Source organism: Streptomyces spectabilis (genome assembly GCF_008704795.1).
In the GTDB taxonomy this organism is placed as follows: Bacteria; Actinomycetota; Actinomycetes; order Streptomycetales; family Streptomycetaceae; genus Streptomyces; species Streptomyces spectabilis.
In genome coordinates, this window is sequence record NZ_CP023690.1 from 4374094 (window position 1) to 4391761 (window position 17668).

Annotated in this window: 17 protein-coding genes and 1 tRNA gene; 12 read left to right on the forward strand and 6 right to left on the reverse strand. The window is 73.5% G+C overall.

Features of this window, described 5'->3' with window-relative positions:
- Positions 1-44 precede the first annotated feature (44 nt).
- Complete coding sequence (locus CP982_RS18875) at positions 45-560, forward strand: GNAT family N-acetyltransferase (RefSeq protein ID WP_150511622.1); 516 nt, start codon at positions 45-47, stop codon at positions 558-560.
- Here the strand turns inward: CP982_RS18875 and amaB are convergent.
- From amaB to CP982_RS18890, 3 genes are all read right to left on the reverse strand, one after another.
- Entirely contained in the window at positions 547-2073 is a 1527-nt protein-coding gene (amaB, locus tag CP982_RS18880; RefSeq protein WP_150511623.1) for an L-piperidine-6-carboxylate dehydrogenase, read from the reverse strand. The genes CP982_RS18875 and amaB overlap by 14 nt on opposite strands.
- A gap of 83 nt (positions 2074-2156) precedes the next feature.
- A complete protein-coding gene (hglS, locus tag CP982_RS18885; RefSeq protein ID WP_150511624.1) occupies positions 2157-3575 on the reverse strand; it encodes a 2-oxoadipate dioxygenase/decarboxylase in 1419 nt (472 codons plus the stop codon).
- A gap of 95 nt (positions 3576-3670) precedes the next feature.
- On the reverse strand, positions 3671-4828 hold the full coding sequence (locus CP982_RS18890; protein WP_170316457.1) for an NAD(P)/FAD-dependent oxidoreductase: 1158 nt from the start codon (positions 4826-4828) through the stop codon (positions 3671-3673).
- A 192-nt stretch (positions 4829-5020) separates the two neighbouring features.
- On the opposite strand from CP982_RS18890, the gene CP982_RS18895 reads away from it, so the two are divergent.
- From CP982_RS18895 to CP982_RS18915, 6 genes are all read left to right on the forward strand, one after another.
- Positions 5021-5096 (forward strand) — tRNA-Arg (locus CP982_RS18895).
- A gap of 85 nt (positions 5097-5181) precedes the next feature.
- Positions 5182-5313 (forward strand): hypothetical protein, encoded by a 132-nt coding sequence (locus CP982_RS42970; RefSeq protein ID WP_260423102.1) that lies wholly within the window; start codon positions 5182-5184, stop codon positions 5311-5313.
- A 170-nt stretch (positions 5314-5483) separates the two neighbouring features.
- Positions 5484-5717: a hypothetical protein gene (locus CP982_RS18900; RefSeq protein ID WP_308294308.1), complete on the forward strand. Its 234-nt coding sequence runs from the start codon at positions 5484-5486 to the stop codon at positions 5715-5717.
- A gap of 52 nt (positions 5718-5769) precedes the next feature.
- Positions 5770-6587 (forward strand): IS5 family transposase gene (locus tag CP982_RS18905; protein WP_372503381.1). Its coding sequence is split into 2 segments (ribosomal slippage): positions 5770-6121 and positions 6121-6587, totalling 819 coding nucleotides; the frame shifts between segments, so codons are not numbered across the junction.
- Positions 6588-6606: 19 nt separating this feature from the next.
- The gene (locus CP982_RS18910) at positions 6607-6915 is read left to right on the forward strand and encodes a flavoprotein (protein WP_150511626.1); all 309 of its coding nucleotides are present in this window, start codon (positions 6607-6609) and stop codon (positions 6913-6915) included.
- A gap of 251 nt (positions 6916-7166) precedes the next feature.
- The gene (locus CP982_RS18915; RefSeq protein WP_150511627.1) at positions 7167-7712 is read left to right on the forward strand and encodes a flavoprotein; all 546 of its coding nucleotides are present in this window, start codon (positions 7167-7169) and stop codon (positions 7710-7712) included.
- Positions 7713-7823: 111 nt separating this feature from the next.
- Here CP982_RS18915 and CP982_RS18920 read toward each other — a convergent pair whose 3' ends face one another.
- Positions 7824-10016, reverse strand: a complete 2193-nt coding sequence (locus CP982_RS18920) for an ATP-binding protein (RefSeq protein WP_229879448.1) — start codon at positions 10014-10016, stop codon at positions 7824-7826.
- A 379-nt stretch (positions 10017-10395) separates the two neighbouring features.
- Here CP982_RS18920 and CP982_RS18925 point away from each other — a divergent pair, with 379 nt between their 5' ends.
- The 5 genes from CP982_RS18925 (at position 10396) to CP982_RS18945 (ending at position 15198) form a co-directional block, all read left to right on the forward strand.
- Complete coding sequence (locus tag CP982_RS18925) at positions 10396-11805, forward strand: NHL repeat-containing protein (RefSeq protein ID WP_150511628.1); 1410 nt, start codon at positions 10396-10398, stop codon at positions 11803-11805.
- Positions 11806-12153: 348 nt separating this feature from the next.
- Positions 12154-13278: a PP2C family protein-serine/threonine phosphatase gene (locus tag CP982_RS18930; protein ID WP_150511629.1), complete on the forward strand. Its 1125-nt coding sequence runs from the start codon at positions 12154-12156 to the stop codon at positions 13276-13278.
- A gap of 168 nt (positions 13279-13446) precedes the next feature.
- Positions 13447-13980 carry a flavoprotein gene (locus tag CP982_RS18935; RefSeq protein WP_150511630.1) on the forward strand — a complete coding sequence of 178 codons (534 nt, stop codon included), beginning with the start codon at positions 13447-13449 and terminating at the stop codon, positions 13978-13980.
- Positions 13977-14648, forward strand: a complete 672-nt coding sequence (locus CP982_RS18940) for a ferredoxin reductase domain-containing protein (RefSeq protein WP_150511631.1) — start codon at positions 13977-13979, stop codon at positions 14646-14648. The genes CP982_RS18935 and CP982_RS18940 overlap by 4 nt, the downstream gene beginning before the upstream one ends.
- A gap of 16 nt (positions 14649-14664) precedes the next feature.
- The gene (locus CP982_RS18945; protein ID WP_150511632.1) at positions 14665-15198 is read left to right on the forward strand and encodes a hypothetical protein; all 534 of its coding nucleotides are present in this window, start codon (positions 14665-14667) and stop codon (positions 15196-15198) included.
- Between the two features lie 7 nt (positions 15199-15205).
- On the opposite strand, the gene CP982_RS18950 is transcribed toward CP982_RS18945, so the two are convergent.
- Positions 15206-16441 (reverse strand): DegT/DnrJ/EryC1/StrS family aminotransferase, encoded by a 1236-nt coding sequence (locus CP982_RS18950; RefSeq protein ID WP_150511633.1) that lies wholly within the window; start codon positions 16439-16441, stop codon positions 15206-15208.
- 2 nt (positions 16442-16443) lie between these two features.
- The gene (locus CP982_RS18955; protein WP_150511634.1) at positions 16444-17562 is read right to left on the reverse strand and encodes a GNAT family N-acetyltransferase; all 1119 of its coding nucleotides are present in this window, start codon (positions 17560-17562) and stop codon (positions 16444-16446) included.
- Positions 17563-17668 lie beyond the last annotated feature (106 nt).

The window sequence follows — 17668 nt, forward strand, 5'->3', positions numbered from 1 at the left end:
TTAAGCAGTGCCGCTGACGGCCCATCACGACGTACGGTTCTGACATGCCCGAACTCCAGCGCCTGCGCGCAGACCACGCCCCGGCCCTGCTCGCCTTCGAGCGGGAGAACCGCGCCTACTTCGCCGCGTCGGTCCCGGACCGCGGTGACGCCTACTTCGCCGCGTTCGACGAGCGCCACCGCGCGCTGCTCGCCGAGCAGGAGACGGGGGCCTGCCACTTCCACGTCGTGGTCGGCGGCGACGGCGAGATCCTCGGGCGGGTCAACCTGGTGGACGTGGCGGGCGGTTCGGCCGAGCTCGGCTACCGCATCGCCAAGAAGGCCACCTCCCAGGGGCTCGCCACATCGGTGGTGCGGCAGGTGTGCGTCCTCGCCGCCGCCGAGTACGGCCTGACGTCGCTGCGCGCCGAGACCACCACCGACAACCCCGGCTCGCAGGCCGTGCTCGCCCGCACCGGCTTCGTGCCCGCCGGGGAGATCGTCCTCGACGACCGCCCCGGGGTCCGCTACGTCCGCGACCTGACCGGCCCGGACGTCCGTCCGGCGGCTACAGGAAGCTGACGTTCTGCGCGAGCGCGAGCCCGCCCGAGTAGTTGACGGTGTTCGTGGCGGACCGCATGTACGCGCGCCAGGCGTCGGACCCCGACTCGCGCCCGCCGCCGGTCTCCTTCTCGCCGCCGAAGGCCCCGCCGATCTCCGCGCCCGACGTGCCGATGTTGACGTTCACGATGCCGCAGTCGGAGCCCTCGGCCGACAGGAACAGCTCGGCCTCGCGCTGGTCACGCGTGAAGACGCTCGACGAGAGCCCCTGCGGCACGTCGTTGTGCAGCGCGATCGCCTCGTCGAAGTCGCCGTACGTCAGCACGTAGAGGATCGGCGCGAAGGTCTCCTCGCGCACCACCCCGGTCTGCGTGCCGACGCGCATCACGACGGGTTCCACGTACGCCGCGTCGGGCGCGATGTCGGCGAGGCGGCGCTGACCGCCCGCGAGGACCTTGCCGCCCTCGGCCTGGGCCCGGCCGACGGCCTCCTGCATACGGTCGAGGGCGGGCAGCGAGACCAGCGGCCCCACCAGCGTCGACGCGTCGAAGGGGTCCCCGACGGGCAGCTTCCGGTACGCGCCCGCGAGCCGCCCCACCAGCGCGTCCACGACGTCCTCGTGCACGATGAGGCGGCGAAGGGTCGTGCACCGCTGCCCCGCCGTGCCCGCCGCGGCGAACACCACGCTCCGCACGGCCAGGTCGAGGTCCGCCGAGGGCGCGACGACGGCCGCGTTGTTGCCGCCGAGTTCGAGCAGCGAGCGCCCGAAGCGGGCGGCGACCCGCGGCCCCACCTCGCGCCCCATGCGCGTGGACCCGGTGGCGCTGACGAGCGCCACCCGCGGATGGTCCACGAGCCGCTCCCCCACGGCCCGGCCGCCGAGCAGCAGCCGGTGCACGCCGGCCGGGGCGCCCACGTCGTCGGCGGCCCGGTCGAGCAGCCGCGCGCACGCGAGCGAGACCAGCGGCGTCAGCTCGGACGGCTTCCACACCACGGTGTCGCCGCAGGCCAGGGCGACGGCGGTGTTCCAGGACCAGACGGCGGCCGGGAAGTTGAACGCGGAGATCACACCGACGACCCCGAGCGGATGCCAGGTCTCCGCGAGCCGGTGCCCCGGGCGCTCGGACGCGATGGTCCGCCCGTACAGCTGGCGCGAGAGGCCCACCGCGAAGTCGCAGACGTCGATCATCTCCTGCACCTCGCCGAGCGCCTCCGAGCGGATCTTGCCCGCCTCGACGGTGATCAGATCGGCGACGTCCTCCTTGTGCTCCCGCAGCAACTCGCCCAGGCGCCGCACCAGTTCCCCCCGGCGCGGCGGCGGAACCGCCCGCCACTCCAGGAACGCCTCGTGCGCGGCGGCGACGGCCTCCTCGACGGCCTCCGGCGCGGCCGCGGCGAGCGCGAACAAGCCCTCACCGGTGATCGGCGTACGGGCCTGGATCCCCCGTCCTTCGGGAATCTCGGCCCCGACGCGGGAGAGGGCGTCGTGGGCGCGACGGCGGAGGGTGTCGGTGGCGGGGAGGGTGGGCGGCACGGAAGTCTCCTTCGGAGAGGGGCGGAGGGACAGAATCAGCCCGTCCGGCGTTTGAGGACGAGCGCGCAGCGCGATGCGGGGGTCTAGGGGGCGCAGCCCCCAGCCGGGACGCCGAGGCCGGGGATGCGGAGCTCCTGGGCAACCACGTCCAGAGAGGCCCGCTCCTGGGCCGCGTACAGGGCGAAGGGGTCGAGGACCTCGCGCCCCACGGCCCCCGACAGCCAGGCGCTGTCATACGCGGCCCCCGCGACGGCGTCGTCCCGGACCCCCGCCTCCTCCAGGTTCGACTGGAAGATCCCGGCGGCGGACCGGGGCAGGAAGTCCTCGTACACGAGGGGCGCGGCCCGCACCCAGCCGCCGTCGAGGAGCCCGTCCAGGCTCGCGGGCGGCGCGGCGCCGTCGCGGGGCCTGTCCGCCACCACGTGGTACGTGAAGTGGCCGAGCCCCCGCGCGGCCAGGTCGCGCTCGGTGCGGGGCAGCAGGGCCGCCCACAGCTCGCGGGCGGTCGCCGTGCGCTCGGCCGGGGTGGCCGGTCGGCGCGCGTCGACCCGGGCGAGGAGGTCGTCGTAGAGGGCGCGCCCCGCCCGCGTGAGGGCGATCCCGCGCGCCTCCACCTCCCCGAACCGCACCCGCAGCGCCCCGCTGACGACGCTGCCGTCGGCGAGGCGCAGCGCGCGCGGCTCGTCGAGCGCCCGGAACGAGGTCTGGCGCAGCAGCACGTCGGGCCCGTCCCAGGCGGGCGGCCCCTGCACGGTGTCGATCATCCGGACGCCGCGCGCGGTCATCCGGCGGTACAGCTCGTCGATGTCGAGGACGCGGGGCGTGAGGTGGTTGATGTGGGTGCTGCGCACGCCGCCGATGTCGGCGGCCACGGCGGAGACCCGCGCCAGCTCCTCGTACCACGCCTTGTCGATCGGTTCGGCGGACAACTCGAAGGCGGCGACGGCGAGTTCGAGGAACCGCTCGGCCGCGGCGGCGGGCAGCCCGCCCTCGGCCGCGGCCCGGTCGGCGAGCGCGAGCAGCTCCGGCGGGAACAGCTCGCGCGCGGCGAGGAAGTCCTCAAGGCGCCGCCGCAGCCCGTCGTCGAAGAACCGCGGGTCGGCGGGGGTGAGGAGCGAGGTGAACACCCGGAACGGATTCCGGGCCAGCTCGTCCCCGTCGACGGGCCGGAAGGCGGTGGACACCACGGGCACGGCGCTGGCGGCGGCCTCGCGCAGGTCGTAGAAGCCGACGGGCCGCATCCCGAGCGCCCCGAAGATCCGCGCCACCTGGCCCAGCTCTGCCGGGGTCCCGACGCGGATCGCGCCGTGCCGCTCGGCCGTGACCCGGCCGATGGACCCGAGCCGCTCGGCGTCGGCGCCGCGCTCGCGCAGGACGTCCTCGTTCACCTCGCGGGACACGTCGACGAGGGTGGTGTACGCGGGCACTTCGCGCCCGTACATGTCGGAGAGACGCGCGGCGAAGGCGGCGCGGAGCTGCCAGGGGGCGTACGGGGAGGTCATGGGGGCTCCTCTCGGCGGGACCGGGCGGGCGGGGGGGCCGGGCGGGCGGGGGGGGCCGGGCGGGCGGGGGGGGCCGGGCGGGCGCGGGGTGACCGTCACACCACGTGGGCCTCCGGTCTGCCGCCCACGCCCACCCGGAACCGCTCGGCGCTCAGGGACGACACGTCCACGACCGGCTCGCGCTCCAGAAACAGATCGCGCACGACCTCGCCGACGGCCGGGGCCTGGAGGAATCCGTGCCCGGAGAACCCGGTGGCGTACAGGAAGTTGGGCACGTCGCGGGAGCGCCCGACGAGGGCGTTGCGGTCGGGCGTGACCTCGTAGAGCCCGGCCCAGCCGCCCACGACGTCCAGGCCCGCGAGCGCGGGCGCCCGCCGCCGCATCGCGTCCCGGAACAGCTCCACCCACTCCTCGGTCCACGTCGTGTCGAAACCTTCCGGCTGCCCCGGATCGGCGAGCCCGAACAGCAGCCCGCCGCGGTCGCCGTTGTGGAAGTACGCCGTGGAGGAGAAGTCGATGGTGAACGGGGTGCGGGGCGGGGGCGGCACGAGCGGCGCCGAGAACGCGATCTGCCGCCGCAGCGGCCGCACCGGCAGCGGCACCCCCGCCATCTCCCCGACGCCCGCGGACCAGGCGCCCGCGGCACACACCACGGCGTCGCAGGCGATCGCCCCGCGGTCGGTCCGCACGGCGGTGACGCGCCCGCCGGTCACGTCCATCCCGGTCACGGCGGTCTCCGTGACGAAGGAGACCCCTGCCGCGGCGGCGGCCCCCGCGTACCCGGCGACGACGGCTCCCGGCCGGGCGTGCCCGTCGTCGGGCGAGTGCGCGGCGGCGAGCAGCCCGTCGGTCCGTACGTACGGACACAGCTCGCGGGCCTCGTCCGGCCCGACGATCCGGCCGCGCACCCCCATCTCCGTCTGCGCCGCGACGCTCTCCTCGAACGCGGCGACGTCCTCAGCCCGGTCGAGCAGGAACAGGTACCCGACCCGCTCCAGGCCGATGTCGCCGCCCGGCCGCGCCGCGAAGTCGCCGTAGGCCCGCAGGCTCCGCGCGCCCAGGGCGATGTTCACCGGGTCGGAGAACTGCGCCCGCACCCCGCCGATCGGCTTGCCCGAACTCCCCCGGCCGAGCGCGCCCCGCTCCACGACCACGACGTCCCGGACCCCCGCCTCGGCGAGGTGAAAGGCCACCGAGACCCCCATGACCCCGCCACCGACGACCACGACACGGGACGACCGAGCCTGCGCCACAGAGACCAACCCCTTCCGCCGGGAAGTGTCCGGAGTTGCCATCGTGACGCACACGGACAGTTGAGGTCCATCAACAGTCCGTACGTACGACCGTTTACGCCACCCGCCCACGACGACAGGACCCCACCCACACCCGGCCGCCTCCGCCCCCTCATCGGATACCCTGTCCAGAGCCGCCCTCACGGACGGCACGCCTTCGTAGCTCAGGGGATAGAGCACCGCTCTCCTAAAGCGGGTGTCGCAGGTTCGAATCCTGCCGGGGGCACCAGCTTGCGCAGCAGGCCAGCGAGTCGAGAGGCCTCCCGTTCATTCGAACGGGAGGCCTCCTCTGTTCGCGGATGCCGCTCGACCCCATGCCCGCCCGGGTTGCGGCCGGCGTGCCCGCCCTCGTCGACGTCCTCGGCGTACCGCTGTCCGGACGCCCTGCTGCGGGCACCTGCGGGCAGCGCAGGCAGGTGATGCCGTGGTCGTACCAGTCGAGGTAGGCCGCCAGGACCCGGGTCTGGACGGTGTGGCAGGGCGTGCAGGCGCGCGGGCGGCCGTCAGGGCTGGGGGCGATGCCTTCGCCGGGCGGCAGACAGCGCGCGGGGGCATCACACGCATGCGGCCCCGGAGGGCAGTTGCGTGTGCTCGCGCAGCGGTGTGGACTCCCGGCATGACGAAGCCGGTTCTCTACTTGATCGCCTGCGCCGCAGGTCCGACCCAGTACATCGATCGTGGAGTCCGCTGTGTGCAGGCCGCAGGGTGGGAGGCGTGTGTGATCCTCACGCCCTCTGCGGCCCGGTGGTGGGAAGGCCGCCTCGACGAGCTGGCGGAACTGACCGGGCACCGGGTGCGCTCGCAGTACAAACTTCCTGGTGAAAGCGATGCACTGCCTAACTGGCTCTAACAAAAGCGGGTTGATCATGTGACTGTCGACTTGATCGCTCGTTGATGTGGGCATGGGGAAGCGTCAGTCGCGGCCGTGGATCGTGTCGGACGAACTGTGGTCGCTCATCGAGCCGTTGCTGCCCGAGCCGCCGCCGAAGCAGGTGGAGGGACGGCCTCGAGTGCCCGACCGGCAGGCCCTGTGCGGCATCCTGTTCGTCCTGCACACCGGCATCCAGTGGGAGTACTTGCCCCAGGAGCTCGGCTTCGGCTCGGGCATGACCTGCTGGCGCCGCCTGGCGGCCTGGAACGAGGCCGGCGTCTGGGACCAGCTGCACCAGCTGCTGCTGAACAAGCTGCGGTCGAAGAACCAGCTGGACTGGTCGCGGGCGGTGATCGACTCCTCCCACGTCCGGGCCGCACGCAGGGGCCCAAAAGCGGACCCAGTCCGGTCGACCGCGCACGCCCGGGCAGCAAGCACCACGTCCTCACCGACGGGCAGGGCATCCCGCTCGCAGTGTCGCTGACCGGCGGGAACCGCAACGACGTCACCCAACTCCTGCCGCTGTTGGACAAGATCCCAGCGGTCGCGGGAGTCGTCGGCCGGCCACGTCGGCGGCCCGACATGCTCTTCGCGGACCGCGGCTACGACCACGACAAGTACCGTCGGCTCCTTCGACAACGCGGGATCCGGCCGGCGATCGCTGAGCGGGGACAGCCGCACGGCACCGGTCTGGGCACCTTCCGTTGGGTTGTCGAGCGGACGATCTCCTGGCTGCACGGCTTCCGCCGCCTGCGGATCCGCTGGGAACGACGCGACGACATTCATGAGGCATTCCTTGGACTCGCCGTCTGCCTGATCACCCATCGGCACGTCCAGAGGCTTTGTTAGGGCCAGTAAGGCGGACGCCATGCTCGTGGCGCCGCTGTCCTGCACGAGCCTGAACAAGTGGGGCGCGGGCATCGCGGACACGCTGGCCCTCGGCCTTGTGTCCGAAGGCGTCCACATGGGAGTGCCCGTCGCGGCCATGCCGTACTTCAACCAGGCGCAGGGCGCGCAGCCAGCGGTGGCGAACAGCGTCGCGGCGTTGCGGAAGCAGGGCGTGCGGTACCTCGACGGTCCCGACGGATACGAGCCGCACCCGCCGAAGCAGGGGAACCCGGAGGGTTTCCCCTGGGGCGCGGCCGTCGCCGCGCTGCCCCTGCGCCCGCAGCACTGAGGCGCGAAAGCTCGTGGCGGCCTGTCCGTGCTGCCCTCTACGTTGGCAGGCCTGTCCTCCAACCCCGCCCCCGGGCCGCCTCGCGCCCCACCGCGGCCGTGGGCGGGGACATCCGCGCCCTCTGGGGGGGAACGGCGGGTCGCCATCTGGATCGGCACCCGTGCCAAAGGGCGCTGGACCGGCAACGGCCCCTGTTCCGCGCGGAGCAGGGGCAGTTGCGTGTGATCGACACCGCGAGGTGGGGTGGCGGTATGACCTCACGGACCCTGTACCTGTTCGGCTCGGCTGCGCCTCCGGTGTTTGACGTGGCCAAGGTGATCGAAGCGGCACAGGCGGACGGGTGGGACGTCTGCCTCGGTCTGACACCGACGGCGGCCCGCTGGCTCGACGAGAGCCTGAACGGGCTGGCCGCTCTCACCGGGAACCCGGTGCGCAGCGACTACAAGCTGCCGGGGCAGCCCGACGCTTGGCCCAAAGCTGACGTGATCCTCTTCGCCCCGGCGACGTTCAACAGCATCAACTCCTGCGCACTCGGCCTCACTCAGAACTTCGTCGTGGGCGTCGTCGCCGAGGGCATCGGCAAGAGCATCCCGACGGTGGTGATGCCGTGCGTGAACGCCGCGTACGCGCAGCACCGTCAGCTCAACCGCAGCATCACGGAACTGCGCGAGCAAGGCATCACCGTCCTGTACGGCGAGGGTGGCTTCGTCCCCAACCCGCCTGGCTCCGGGAAGCCGACGGCTTACCCCTGGGACACCGCGCTGGCGACCGTGCGGCAGCTGTCCGAAGGGGCGTAACTCTCCTTCGGCACGGGCCCGTACTAACGGCGGGTCGACCGGGCCCGGGTGGCGCGACGGGCACCGTCCCCGCCCAGGGAACAGCAGGCAGGCCAAGGCGGGGGCGCGGGCTCAGTCGGATGTGCGGGGTGCGGTGTCCGGCTCGTAGCTCATTCCCTGTTCGTACGACATGGCGCGACCCGCCTCGTAGGAGTACTCGTAGGCCGGGTCACCGATCTTGTCGCGGATGACGCGTTCACAGGCTCGGCGGGCGGCGATCAAGTCCGGGGAGCTCAGTTGGGCGCGGCCGCCGGCGCGGTCCCACAGGCGCTGGGCGATGCCGAGGAGTTCGGCCGCCCGGTGCGCCTCGCCCGCGGCGACGATGGCGGATGCCAGGGTGTCGAGGGCCAGGGCCGCGAGGCCGCCGGCGCTGCGCAGCAGGCGGTGCGCGGCAACGGCCCGGGCGGCGTTGCGGACCCCCGCGGCGGTGTCGCCCTGGGCGAGGTCCAGCTTCGCCACGATCACGTCGGAGGTCGAGCGCGTCCAGTGCTCGCCCCGCCGGGCGCACTCGGCGCGGACCTCTTCCGACACCGCGCGGGCCGCTTCGTAGTCGCCGCTCATGAGGTGCGCGTACGCCAAGGCGCCGATCATCTGGATCTGTGCCGAACCGAGCCAGTCGTCCCGGACGCGGAGGCGGGCGGCGACGGACATGAGGCCGACCGCCTCGGCCGACCGGCCGCGCAGGGCGAGCTGGCTGCCCGTGAGGTAGGCGGAGACGGAGAGGGCGACCGGGTCCGCCTGCTGCCGTGCCACGTCGGTGAACCGCCGCCCGTGTTCGGCGGCGGCGTCCATGTCGCCCTGCATGATCGCTCCGGCGCCACGCGTCCACAGGGCCCGCAGGAGGTCGGGCCCCGGAGCCGGATCGGCGGCGAGCGCCCGGTCGAGACACCGGTTCGCGTCGCGCACGTGGCCGCAGTGCCGCCACAGGAAGCCCACGGTGCCCGCGATCTCCAGGGCGGCCCGCCGGTCGGGCCGGTCGAGGGACCAGTCCACCGCGGCGCGCAGGTTGGCGTGGTCGGTCAGCACGCGTTCGCACCAGTGCACCTGGCGGCCGGTGTTCCACTCGGCGCAGCCGTCGCGGGCCAGGCGCCGGTAGTACTCGCGATGGCGCAGCCGGACGGCGTCCTCCTCGCCCAACTCCCCCAGCCAGTCCGCGCCGTACTCGCGCACCGTGTCGAGCATCCGGAAGCGGTCCGTGCCGGTGCGCCGGTCGCGCTGCACGATGGACTGGGCGGCGAGCTCGTCCAGCAGGACGGGCACCTGTCCGGCCGCCAGCGGTCCCCCGGCACACACCTCCTGGGCGGCCTCGGCGCCGAAGCCGCCGGTGAACACCGAGAGCCGGGCCCACAGCAGCCGCTCCAGCGGAGCGCACAGCTCGTGGCTCCAGCCGATGGTGGTGCGCAGGGCCTGGTGGCGCGACGGGTCCTCGGTGCCGTCGTCCGAGGCCAGCAGGGCGAGGCGGTGGTCCGTCCGCGTCCCGAGGTGGTTGTCGAGGTCGGTGAGCGACAGGGTGGAAAGCCGGGCCGCAGCCAGTTCGACGGCCAGCGGAACGCCGTCCAGGTACTGGCAGACGGAGACCGCCACCGGCCGGGTGGCCTCGTCGAGTACGAAGCCGGGGCGCACGGCGGCCGCACGGTCGGCGAACAGGGTCACCGCGTCGTCCCGCGCCGCCGTACCCGACTCGTCCACCGGCAGCGGCTCGACCTCAAGGCACCGCTCCCCGGACAGCCCGAGCCGTCGGCGGCTGGTGGCCAGGATGTCCACGTGCGGCGCGAGCCGCAGCGCATCGACGAAGGAGGCGCAGTCCTCCAGCAGGTGTTCGCACGAGTCGAGCACCAGCAGCAGTCGCTTGTCCGCGATCCACGCGGCCAGCGCCTCCTCCGCCGGGCGCGTCGTCTGATCGGCCACCCGCAGTGCCTCCATCACCACGAGCCCCAGCACGCTGGGCCCGGTCAGCCCGATGCCGTGCAGGGGCGACAGCTCCACCAGCCACACACCGTCCGGGTAGGCGGCCCGCATCCCGTGCGCGGCCCGTAGCGCAAGCCGTGTCTTGCCGACCCCTCCCGGCCCCAGGAGGGTCACAAGACGGCGTCCGCCGTCCCTGCTCCGCGGCACCCCGCCGCCCCCGGTCGTGAGGCCGTCCGGCCACAACATGCCGTCGAGCCGGGCGAGTTCGTCCTGCCTCCCGACGAAGCTGCCGGCCTCCCGCGGCAGGTTCCCCGACCACTCGCCCGTCTCCGTCTCTCCCGGCACGCCGTGTGACACGGTGCTCCCTCCCCGTTCCCGCTGTTCCCGCTCCTGTGCGAACCCGGCTCAGTCTGCTCCAGCGGCGCACCCGCGGGGCAGGCACCGGGAACGGGGACAGAAACACGGCGTCGCCTTGCCCTCCCTGTTCACTTCGAGGCAGGTGGCGACCGGTTCGCCGGCATTCACGACCGGTGGAGTCGCAGAGCGCGCAACCCGCACCACGGAGCGCGGAGCGCACACCACGGAGCGTGACCGCCGACCCGCTCCGGCGAACGGGCGGCGCGCCCCGGCGGCCATCCGGGCGCCTCCGATGGACCGGTTGTGTGGGGGCTGGGGGTGCGGAATGGTGCCCGCCAATCGACGGCATCTTCGCCGACAAGCACGAGGAGGTCCACCCATGACCAGACTCTTCTCACTCTCCGGACGCCGGCAGGGCCCGCACTCCGGACGCCGGCAGGGCCCGCTCTTCGGACGCCGCCCGGCGCGGAAGGCCCACCTGGCGGCCCTGTCCGCGCTGACCGTGGGTCTGATGATGACCATGGCGCCCACCGCCGCGGCCGCGCCCGGTGACCTGGACACCGGTTTCGGCACCGGCGGCAAGGTCACCACCGACTTCGGCGCCACCCCGTCGGAGCCCGAGATCGGCAACGACCTGCTCCGCACGTCCAACGGCTCCCTGTTCGTCGTCGGACGAGCGGGCTTCGGCACCCCCGGCGTCGGCCCGAGCGATTTCGGCGTCGCCAAGTACACCTCCAGCGGTGCGTTGGACACCGGCTTCAGCGGCGACGGCAAGGTCACCACCGGCTTCGGCGACACCCTGTCGATGGCCCGGTCGGTCATCGAGGGCGGCAACGGCAAGATCCTGGTGGGCGGGTTCACCGGAGGGGAGCAGATAGCCGACCTGGCGCTGGCGAGGTACAACTCCGACGGCACCCTCGACACCTCCTTCAGCGGCGACGGCAAGGTCACCACCGACCTGTCCGGCGGGCTCGGCGACGGCATCCGCGGCCTGAGCCTGACGAGCGGCGGCAAGATCCTCGCGGCCGGGGCGGCCGGGGCGGACTCCTTCATCGCCCGCTACAACTCCGACGGCAGCCTGGACACCGGCTTCGGCGGCGGCGACGGCCACATCGTCACGGACTTCGGCACCGGCGACCACCTGTTCTCGCTGGAGGAGCTGTCCAGCGGGAAGCTGATCGCGGCCGGCAGCGCCAACAGCGACTTCCTGCTGGTGAGGTACAACTCCGACGGCACCCTCGACACCTCCTTCAGCGGCGACGGCAAGGTCAGCACCGACTTCAACGGCCTCTCCGACCTCGCGTTCGGCTTCAGCCAGGCGCCCGGCGGCGACTACGTGATCGCGGGCGCGGTCGACGCTCCCGAGCCGTTCGGCGTCGCGGGCCCCATCAAGTCCGGCGTGGTCCGCTACAACTCCGACGGCAGCCTGGACACCGGGTTCAGCGGCGACGGCAAGGTCACCACGGACGTGGACACCTTGCGGGCGGACGAGGCGCGCGACGTCGCGGTGGACAGCGACGGCAAGATCGTGATCGCCGGTCTGACCGGCGAATCCGTCGTGTTCCCCGTCGATCCCGTCGACGGGGACGCCCTCGTCATCCGCTACAACTCCAACGGCACCCTGGACACCGGGTTCAGCGAGGACGGCATCGTCACCCTCGACCACTCCGGCGGGGCCGATGTCGCGCGCGGCATCGCACTGACCGGCAACGACGACATCGTCATCGCCGGCGGCGCGACGTCGAGCGGCACCGGGCTCGACTTCGCCCTGGCCAAGCTCCAGGGGTAGGGGGCCACAGAGGACGGCAGCGGTGATCCGGGGCGGCGGCCCCGGATCACCGCCGTCCCTTGTCCACAACCGGTCGCCGTGGGAGGCGGCCTCGCGAAGCGGGGACGCGGGCATGCCGCGCCACGGCCCTCCCTCACGGGTATCCTCCCCGGCTCAAGGCCCGGGCCGCGCACGTCACGAGGGGCCCCCTTCTTCGAGCAAGGCGCTCACATGACCGCACCACGGCGAAAACATCCGACCACCTCCCGGCCCGCTCCGGTCGACCGGACCTGCCCGGCGGGACGTTGGACCAGAGTGGCCGTCCTCTGCCGCGGACTCACGAGACGCACGGGGAGGCGAGGGCCGCACATGGCGCTCAGGGCAGTCGGGCGGTGGTGGCGGAAGACGACCACGCGGAGCAGGCGCGGCCGGGGCGGACCGGTGCTCGCGCTGGGGGTGAGTGTCCTGCTCACCGTCCTCAGCGTGCTCGGCAGTCGGCAGCCGGGAGTCGCTGTCCTGGTCATCGGTCCCGTGCTGGCCTGCGCCCGCCTGGACGCACGGCGCACGGCGGCGGTGGCGGCCGCGGCGCTGTCGCTCGCTCTCGGAGCGGGCGCCGCGAACGGCGTCATAACGACTCCGGGTTTCGGAATCGAGTTCCTCGTCCTGTTGGTCGGCGGCGCTCTGGCCGTCCGCGACGCCGCCCGGCACACGGCCGACGCGGCCGCGCTGGCCCGGGCCACCGACGTCGCGCAGGCGTCACAGGACGCGATCCTGCGGCCCATGTCGGTGGAGCTCGACGGCATCGAGGTGTGCGCCCGCAACCGCTGCGCCGTGCCGGGGGCGTCGGTGTGCGGGGACCTGTACGACGTCGTCCACACCCCGTACGGAGTGCGCCTGCTCATCGGGGACGTACGCGGCCACGACCTGGACGCCCTGCGGACCACCGCGGCGACCATCGGGGCCTTCAAGGACCTCGCCTACCTCACCCCCGGCCTCGCCGACCTGGCGACCGCCATGGACGCCAGGCTCACCCCGGAACTGAAGGCGGAGGACTTCGTCACCGCCGTACTCGCCGAGTTCGCCCCGGGGGAGGTCCGCATCGTCAACTGCGGTCACCCCGCGCCCGTACGGGCGGGCAAGCAGGTCCGGTTGCTGGAACCAATGGAGCCGGCGCCCCCCTTGGGTCTGCATCCGAAGCCGCGGCTGTGCCGCTTCTACCTCACGAGCGGGGACCGGCTGCTGTTCTACACCGACGGCCTGAGCGAGGCGCGCGACGCCGACGGCGCCGACTTCCCGCTCCTGGAACGGGTCGGTGACGCACTGGCCGCGCTCTCCCCCTCCGACGCGCTCGACACGCTGTACGCCATGGTGGCCACGCACACGGGCCGCGCGCCGACCGACGACATCGCGCTCGCCCTGTGCCGGCCGACCAGCGTGATCGCCCCCGCGACCGCCGCCCGGCCCTCGGCCCCCGCGGCACGCAGGGAGTCGTAGCCGGCCGTCGGCGCGGGGCGTTCCCGAGGGGGCTCCCGGGCCAGGAACACTTACGGTGACGTTTACGCAGCTCAAAGCCTTGACCGCAAGGGTCCGGGCCGGGTGGCGGAGCGGGCCCCGGCCCAGGGGCTGTTGCGTGTGATCGACTCCGCGGGGTGGGATACCCGCATGACCCCTCCGACTCTGTACTTGTTCGGCTCCGCCGCGCCTCCGCTCTTCGACGTGGCGAAGGTGATCGAGGCGGCGCAGTCCGACGGGTGGGACGTCTGCCTCGGCCTCACACCGACGGCGGGCCGCTGGCTGCGCGAGAGCCTCGACGGACTCGCCGTGCTCACCGGGCACCCCGTGCGCAGCGAGTACGGGCTTCCCGGCGAGGTGGACCCCTGGCCCGCGGCGGACGCGATCCTCTTCGCCCCCGCGACGTTCGACAGCCTCAACTCGTGGGCGCTGGGGCTGTCCCAGGACTTCGTGATCGGCGTCGTGGCCGAGGCCATCGGCAAGGGCGTCCCCACGGTGACGGTGCCGTGCCTGACCGCCGCCCTCGCCCGGCACCGGCAACTGGACCGCAGCGTCACCGAGTTGCGGGAGCAGGGCGTCGGCGTCCTGTACGGCGAGGGCGGCTTCGTCCCCGGCGCGGACGCGGACTACCCGTGGGACGCCGCGCTGGCCGCCGTGCGGCAGACCCTGACCGGCCCGGCGTGAGCGTGACCGGGCCGCGGCCGCGGCTGATCGCCGACGTACTGGAAGCGGGGGCCTCGTACCCCCTCGCCCTCGCCGGGTGCTGGGCCGCGCGGGAGCACGGGCTCCTCGAACTCCCCTGTAGCAGGCTCGGCTTCGCCACCGAGAGCCCCGAGCCGATGGCCGGGATCGTCGCCCTGGTGCGTACGGGCGTGGAGGCGCGGGGATGGCACGCCCAGGTCCGGGAGAGCGACCCGCTGTCCGCCCGGGTCGTGGTCGGCGCCCCGGACACCGGCGGCGCGTACGACGTCGACCTCGTCAAGGAAGCCCTCTGGCAGCCGCCCGTGCCGGGTGAGCACGGCCTCGTCCTCTCCCTTCAGGACACGGTCGGCACGCGGGTCCGCGCCCTCGCCGACCGCGGCCTCGCCCGCGACCTCGTCGGCGTCCGGGCGGCCGCGGACCGCTGGAGCCGCGCCGAACTGGAGGAGCTCGGCCGCCGCCACGCCCGCGACGCCTTCGACCTCACCGACCTCCTCGCCCGCCTGGGCGGCGCGGAGTGGATCGACGACGGGGAGTTCGCCGCCTGCGGCCTCGACGGCCGGGCCGTCGACGACCTGCGCCGCTGGGCCCAGGAATGGGCGGACGACATCACCGAAAGACTCCAGGAACTGGCCGCCCCGGAGGACACGTGAAGGGAACGGAGCCGGCATGACCGTGGTCATCGGGCTGCTCGGCGTGGTGCTGGGCGGACTTCTCGGCGCCGTCGGCAGCTACGTGACGACCCGGTCCGGGCTGCTGATGCAGCTGGAGCACGCGTACGACGTGACGCTGCGCGACCGGCGCCTCGACCGGTACGAGCGGCTGTTCCACGTCTCCCGATGCGTCCCGCGGTACTGGCCCGAAGGGGAGGAGCCCTCACGCGCCGACCTCGTGCGCTTCCGCAAGGAGTTCCACGACTGGTACTTCGGCGAGGAGGCGGGCGGCATGTACCTCACGCCCGCCGCCAAGGAGCTGTATCTCGCGCTGCAGAACGCGCTGTTCGACGGCATCGGGACGGGCACAGCGGCGGACACGGAGGAGGCCGGGGACTCCCCCGTGTCCGCCGCGGACTCCGAGGCCGTCCGGCGGTGCGCCAGTGAGCTGCGGCACCAGCTCGTCGAGGACGTCGGGGTCGCGCAGCCGCCCCGGATGCGGTGGGCCCGGGTCGGGCGGACCGAGGCTCCGGGAGGCCGCGCCTCCTAGCCGGGTGTCAGGTGGCCAAGGGACTCGCCCGGGGGCGGTCCGGGGACGGGGTCGTGGGCGGGGTCGGGTAGGTGGCCGGGGCCGCGGATTCCTTGGTGAGGGCCGTGGCGACGTGCTGGGCGAGGAGCGGGTCCGCGGGCAGGACGTGGGACGCGAACCACCGGGCGGCCTTCGGATCGGGGGACGGCTCGACGAACTCCGCGCCCGCGTAGTCGTCGAGCGGCGGGTCGTAGATGTAGCCGCACACCACGCCGCGCCGTACGAGGCGGTCGACGAGGGCGTCGCGGTCGCGGACCAGGAGGGGCGTCCGGAAGAGCGCCGGAGGGCCGTCGTCGGTGGCCCGGGCGCGGAGTTCCGGCGTGGCCCAGATGGTGCCCGAGAGCTCGGCGACCCCCGCCCTGCGCCGGGTGAGGTCCGCGTCGAGCCCGGCCATGCGCAGGCTCAACTGGCCCCGCACCAGGGCCCCGTGGCGGGCCCGGTAGCCGTGCAGGTCCACGCGGACCCACGGCTCGTACGCGGACAGGTTCGGGGCCCGGTGCGCGCAGCCGGAGAGGCGGGGCGCGTGCAGGGGCATGCGGAAGGAGTCGCGTTCCAGGAGGCCGAGGCGCTGGAGCGTGCGCCACACCGGGCGCACCAGGTGCAGCCCGCGCACGGCCGAACGCGCCAGCGGGCGCACGGTCGTGTACACGTCCTCGCGCAGGCGCCCGGGGACCAGCAGGTCGTCGCGCAGCACCTCCAGCTCACGCCGTGTGCGCGCGTCCTCGACGGCGAGGAACCCACCCGCCATGCCCGCCACGTGCTTGGACAGGCTGAAGGCCGCCGCCTTCCCGAACGTGCCGACCGGCCTGCCGTCCACGTGCGTGCCGATCGCGTGCGCCGCGTCCTCGAAGAGCGGGATGCCCAGTGCGTCGCAGCGCGACCGGAGTTCGGTGACGCGGTCCGGCATGCCGTAGAGGTTGGTGGTGAGGACCGCGTCCACGGACGCCCAGGTGGCGTCCGGTACGGCGGCCGGGTCGATGTTCCCCGTCCAGGGGGACACCGGGGCCTGCACCGGGCGCAGTCCCGCCGCGAGGACGACGAAGAGGATCACGTCGTCGTTCACCGGCGACATCAGCACCCGGGCGCCGGGCCTGCACCAGCGCCGCAGCGCGAGGTAGAGGGCCAGGCGTGCCGAGGGCGTGTAGACGCATTCGCGTCCCAGTCGCCGCGTCATCGTCGCGGCGAGCCGTGAGCCGTACGGCATCGTCACCTCTTTCGTCGAGGAGCCTGTGGAGGAGCGGACGTGCGCGTGCGCAGGGAGCCCGCCGACTTCAGGAGGCGGTCCGCCGGCTCCCGCAGCCGGGGGTGGGCCAGGACCGTGTTGCGAAGGCCGCGCACCGGTCTGCGCCACATTCGGTAGGCCGCCGCCACCGGGTGCGGGCGCGTCGCGAAGCCCTCGCCGACGCGCAGTTCCCGGGTCTTGAGCCAGTCCTTGTACTCCTTGTCGCCGCGGCCCAGGTCCATGAGCCGCACCCCGTCCCTGCGGGCCGCCTCGGCGAGGCGCAGATGCATGATCAGGCCGGGCGAGTAGTAGCGGAAGTCCGGGTCGTACGCGGTGAACCAGCACGCGAAGACCGTGCGCGAGCGCGGCCCGAAGTGCGCGGCCACCGGCCGTCCGCCCGCGTACAGGACGGAGAGGACACCGGCGAAGTGCTCGTCCCTGACGTGCGAGAAGTGGGTCACCAGGTCGACTATCCAGGGCCGCGCGAAGCGGTCCATGCGTCCCGTCCTGCGGTACTGGTCCGACTTCCAGCGCATGAGCTGGCGCAGCGGCCCGGGGTCGCGCTCGTCGAAGACGAAGCGCGTCTCGCCCGCGTCCCGCCCCAGGCGCCGCTCCTTCTTCAGGGTCGTCTTGGCGATGCCCGGGTACGCGCCGCGCAGCCACTCGGCGTAGCCCGCGTCGTCGTCGCTGTCCTTCAGGTCGATCACGGGCGAGTCGAACATCCCCGTGACGTACCGGCCGAACGGCTTCTGCTCCTCCACCAGGTGGTCGAACTCGAAGGCGGAGAGCCGGCAGGAGCGCAGCAGTTCCTGGGAGTCCCAGGTGACGCCGGGACGGTGCACGAGGGCCTGGCAGTCGGACAGGCCGAGGCCGACGGCCCGGCCCACGCCGACGGCGTTGCGCTCGTACGGGAAGAAGCCGACGGCCTCGCCCGCCTCGCGCAGGACCGCCACCCGCGTCCCGCCCCGGTACGTGCCGATGCCGGCCGCGAACTGCGGTGCCAGGAAGGGGTTGGCGTAGTCGGGCGACTCGTCCATGGCCCGGTGCCAGGCCGCGCGCAGGGAGTCGGTCAGCTTCTCGGGTCTGTGGATCTCTATGTCCACGTCGGATCAACTGCCCTTCTGCGCCTCAGCGGCCTCGCGGGCGATGCGAGGACCTTGCGGGCGATGCGGTGGGTGCGTGCGTCGAGTGCGTGCGTCGGGTGCGTGC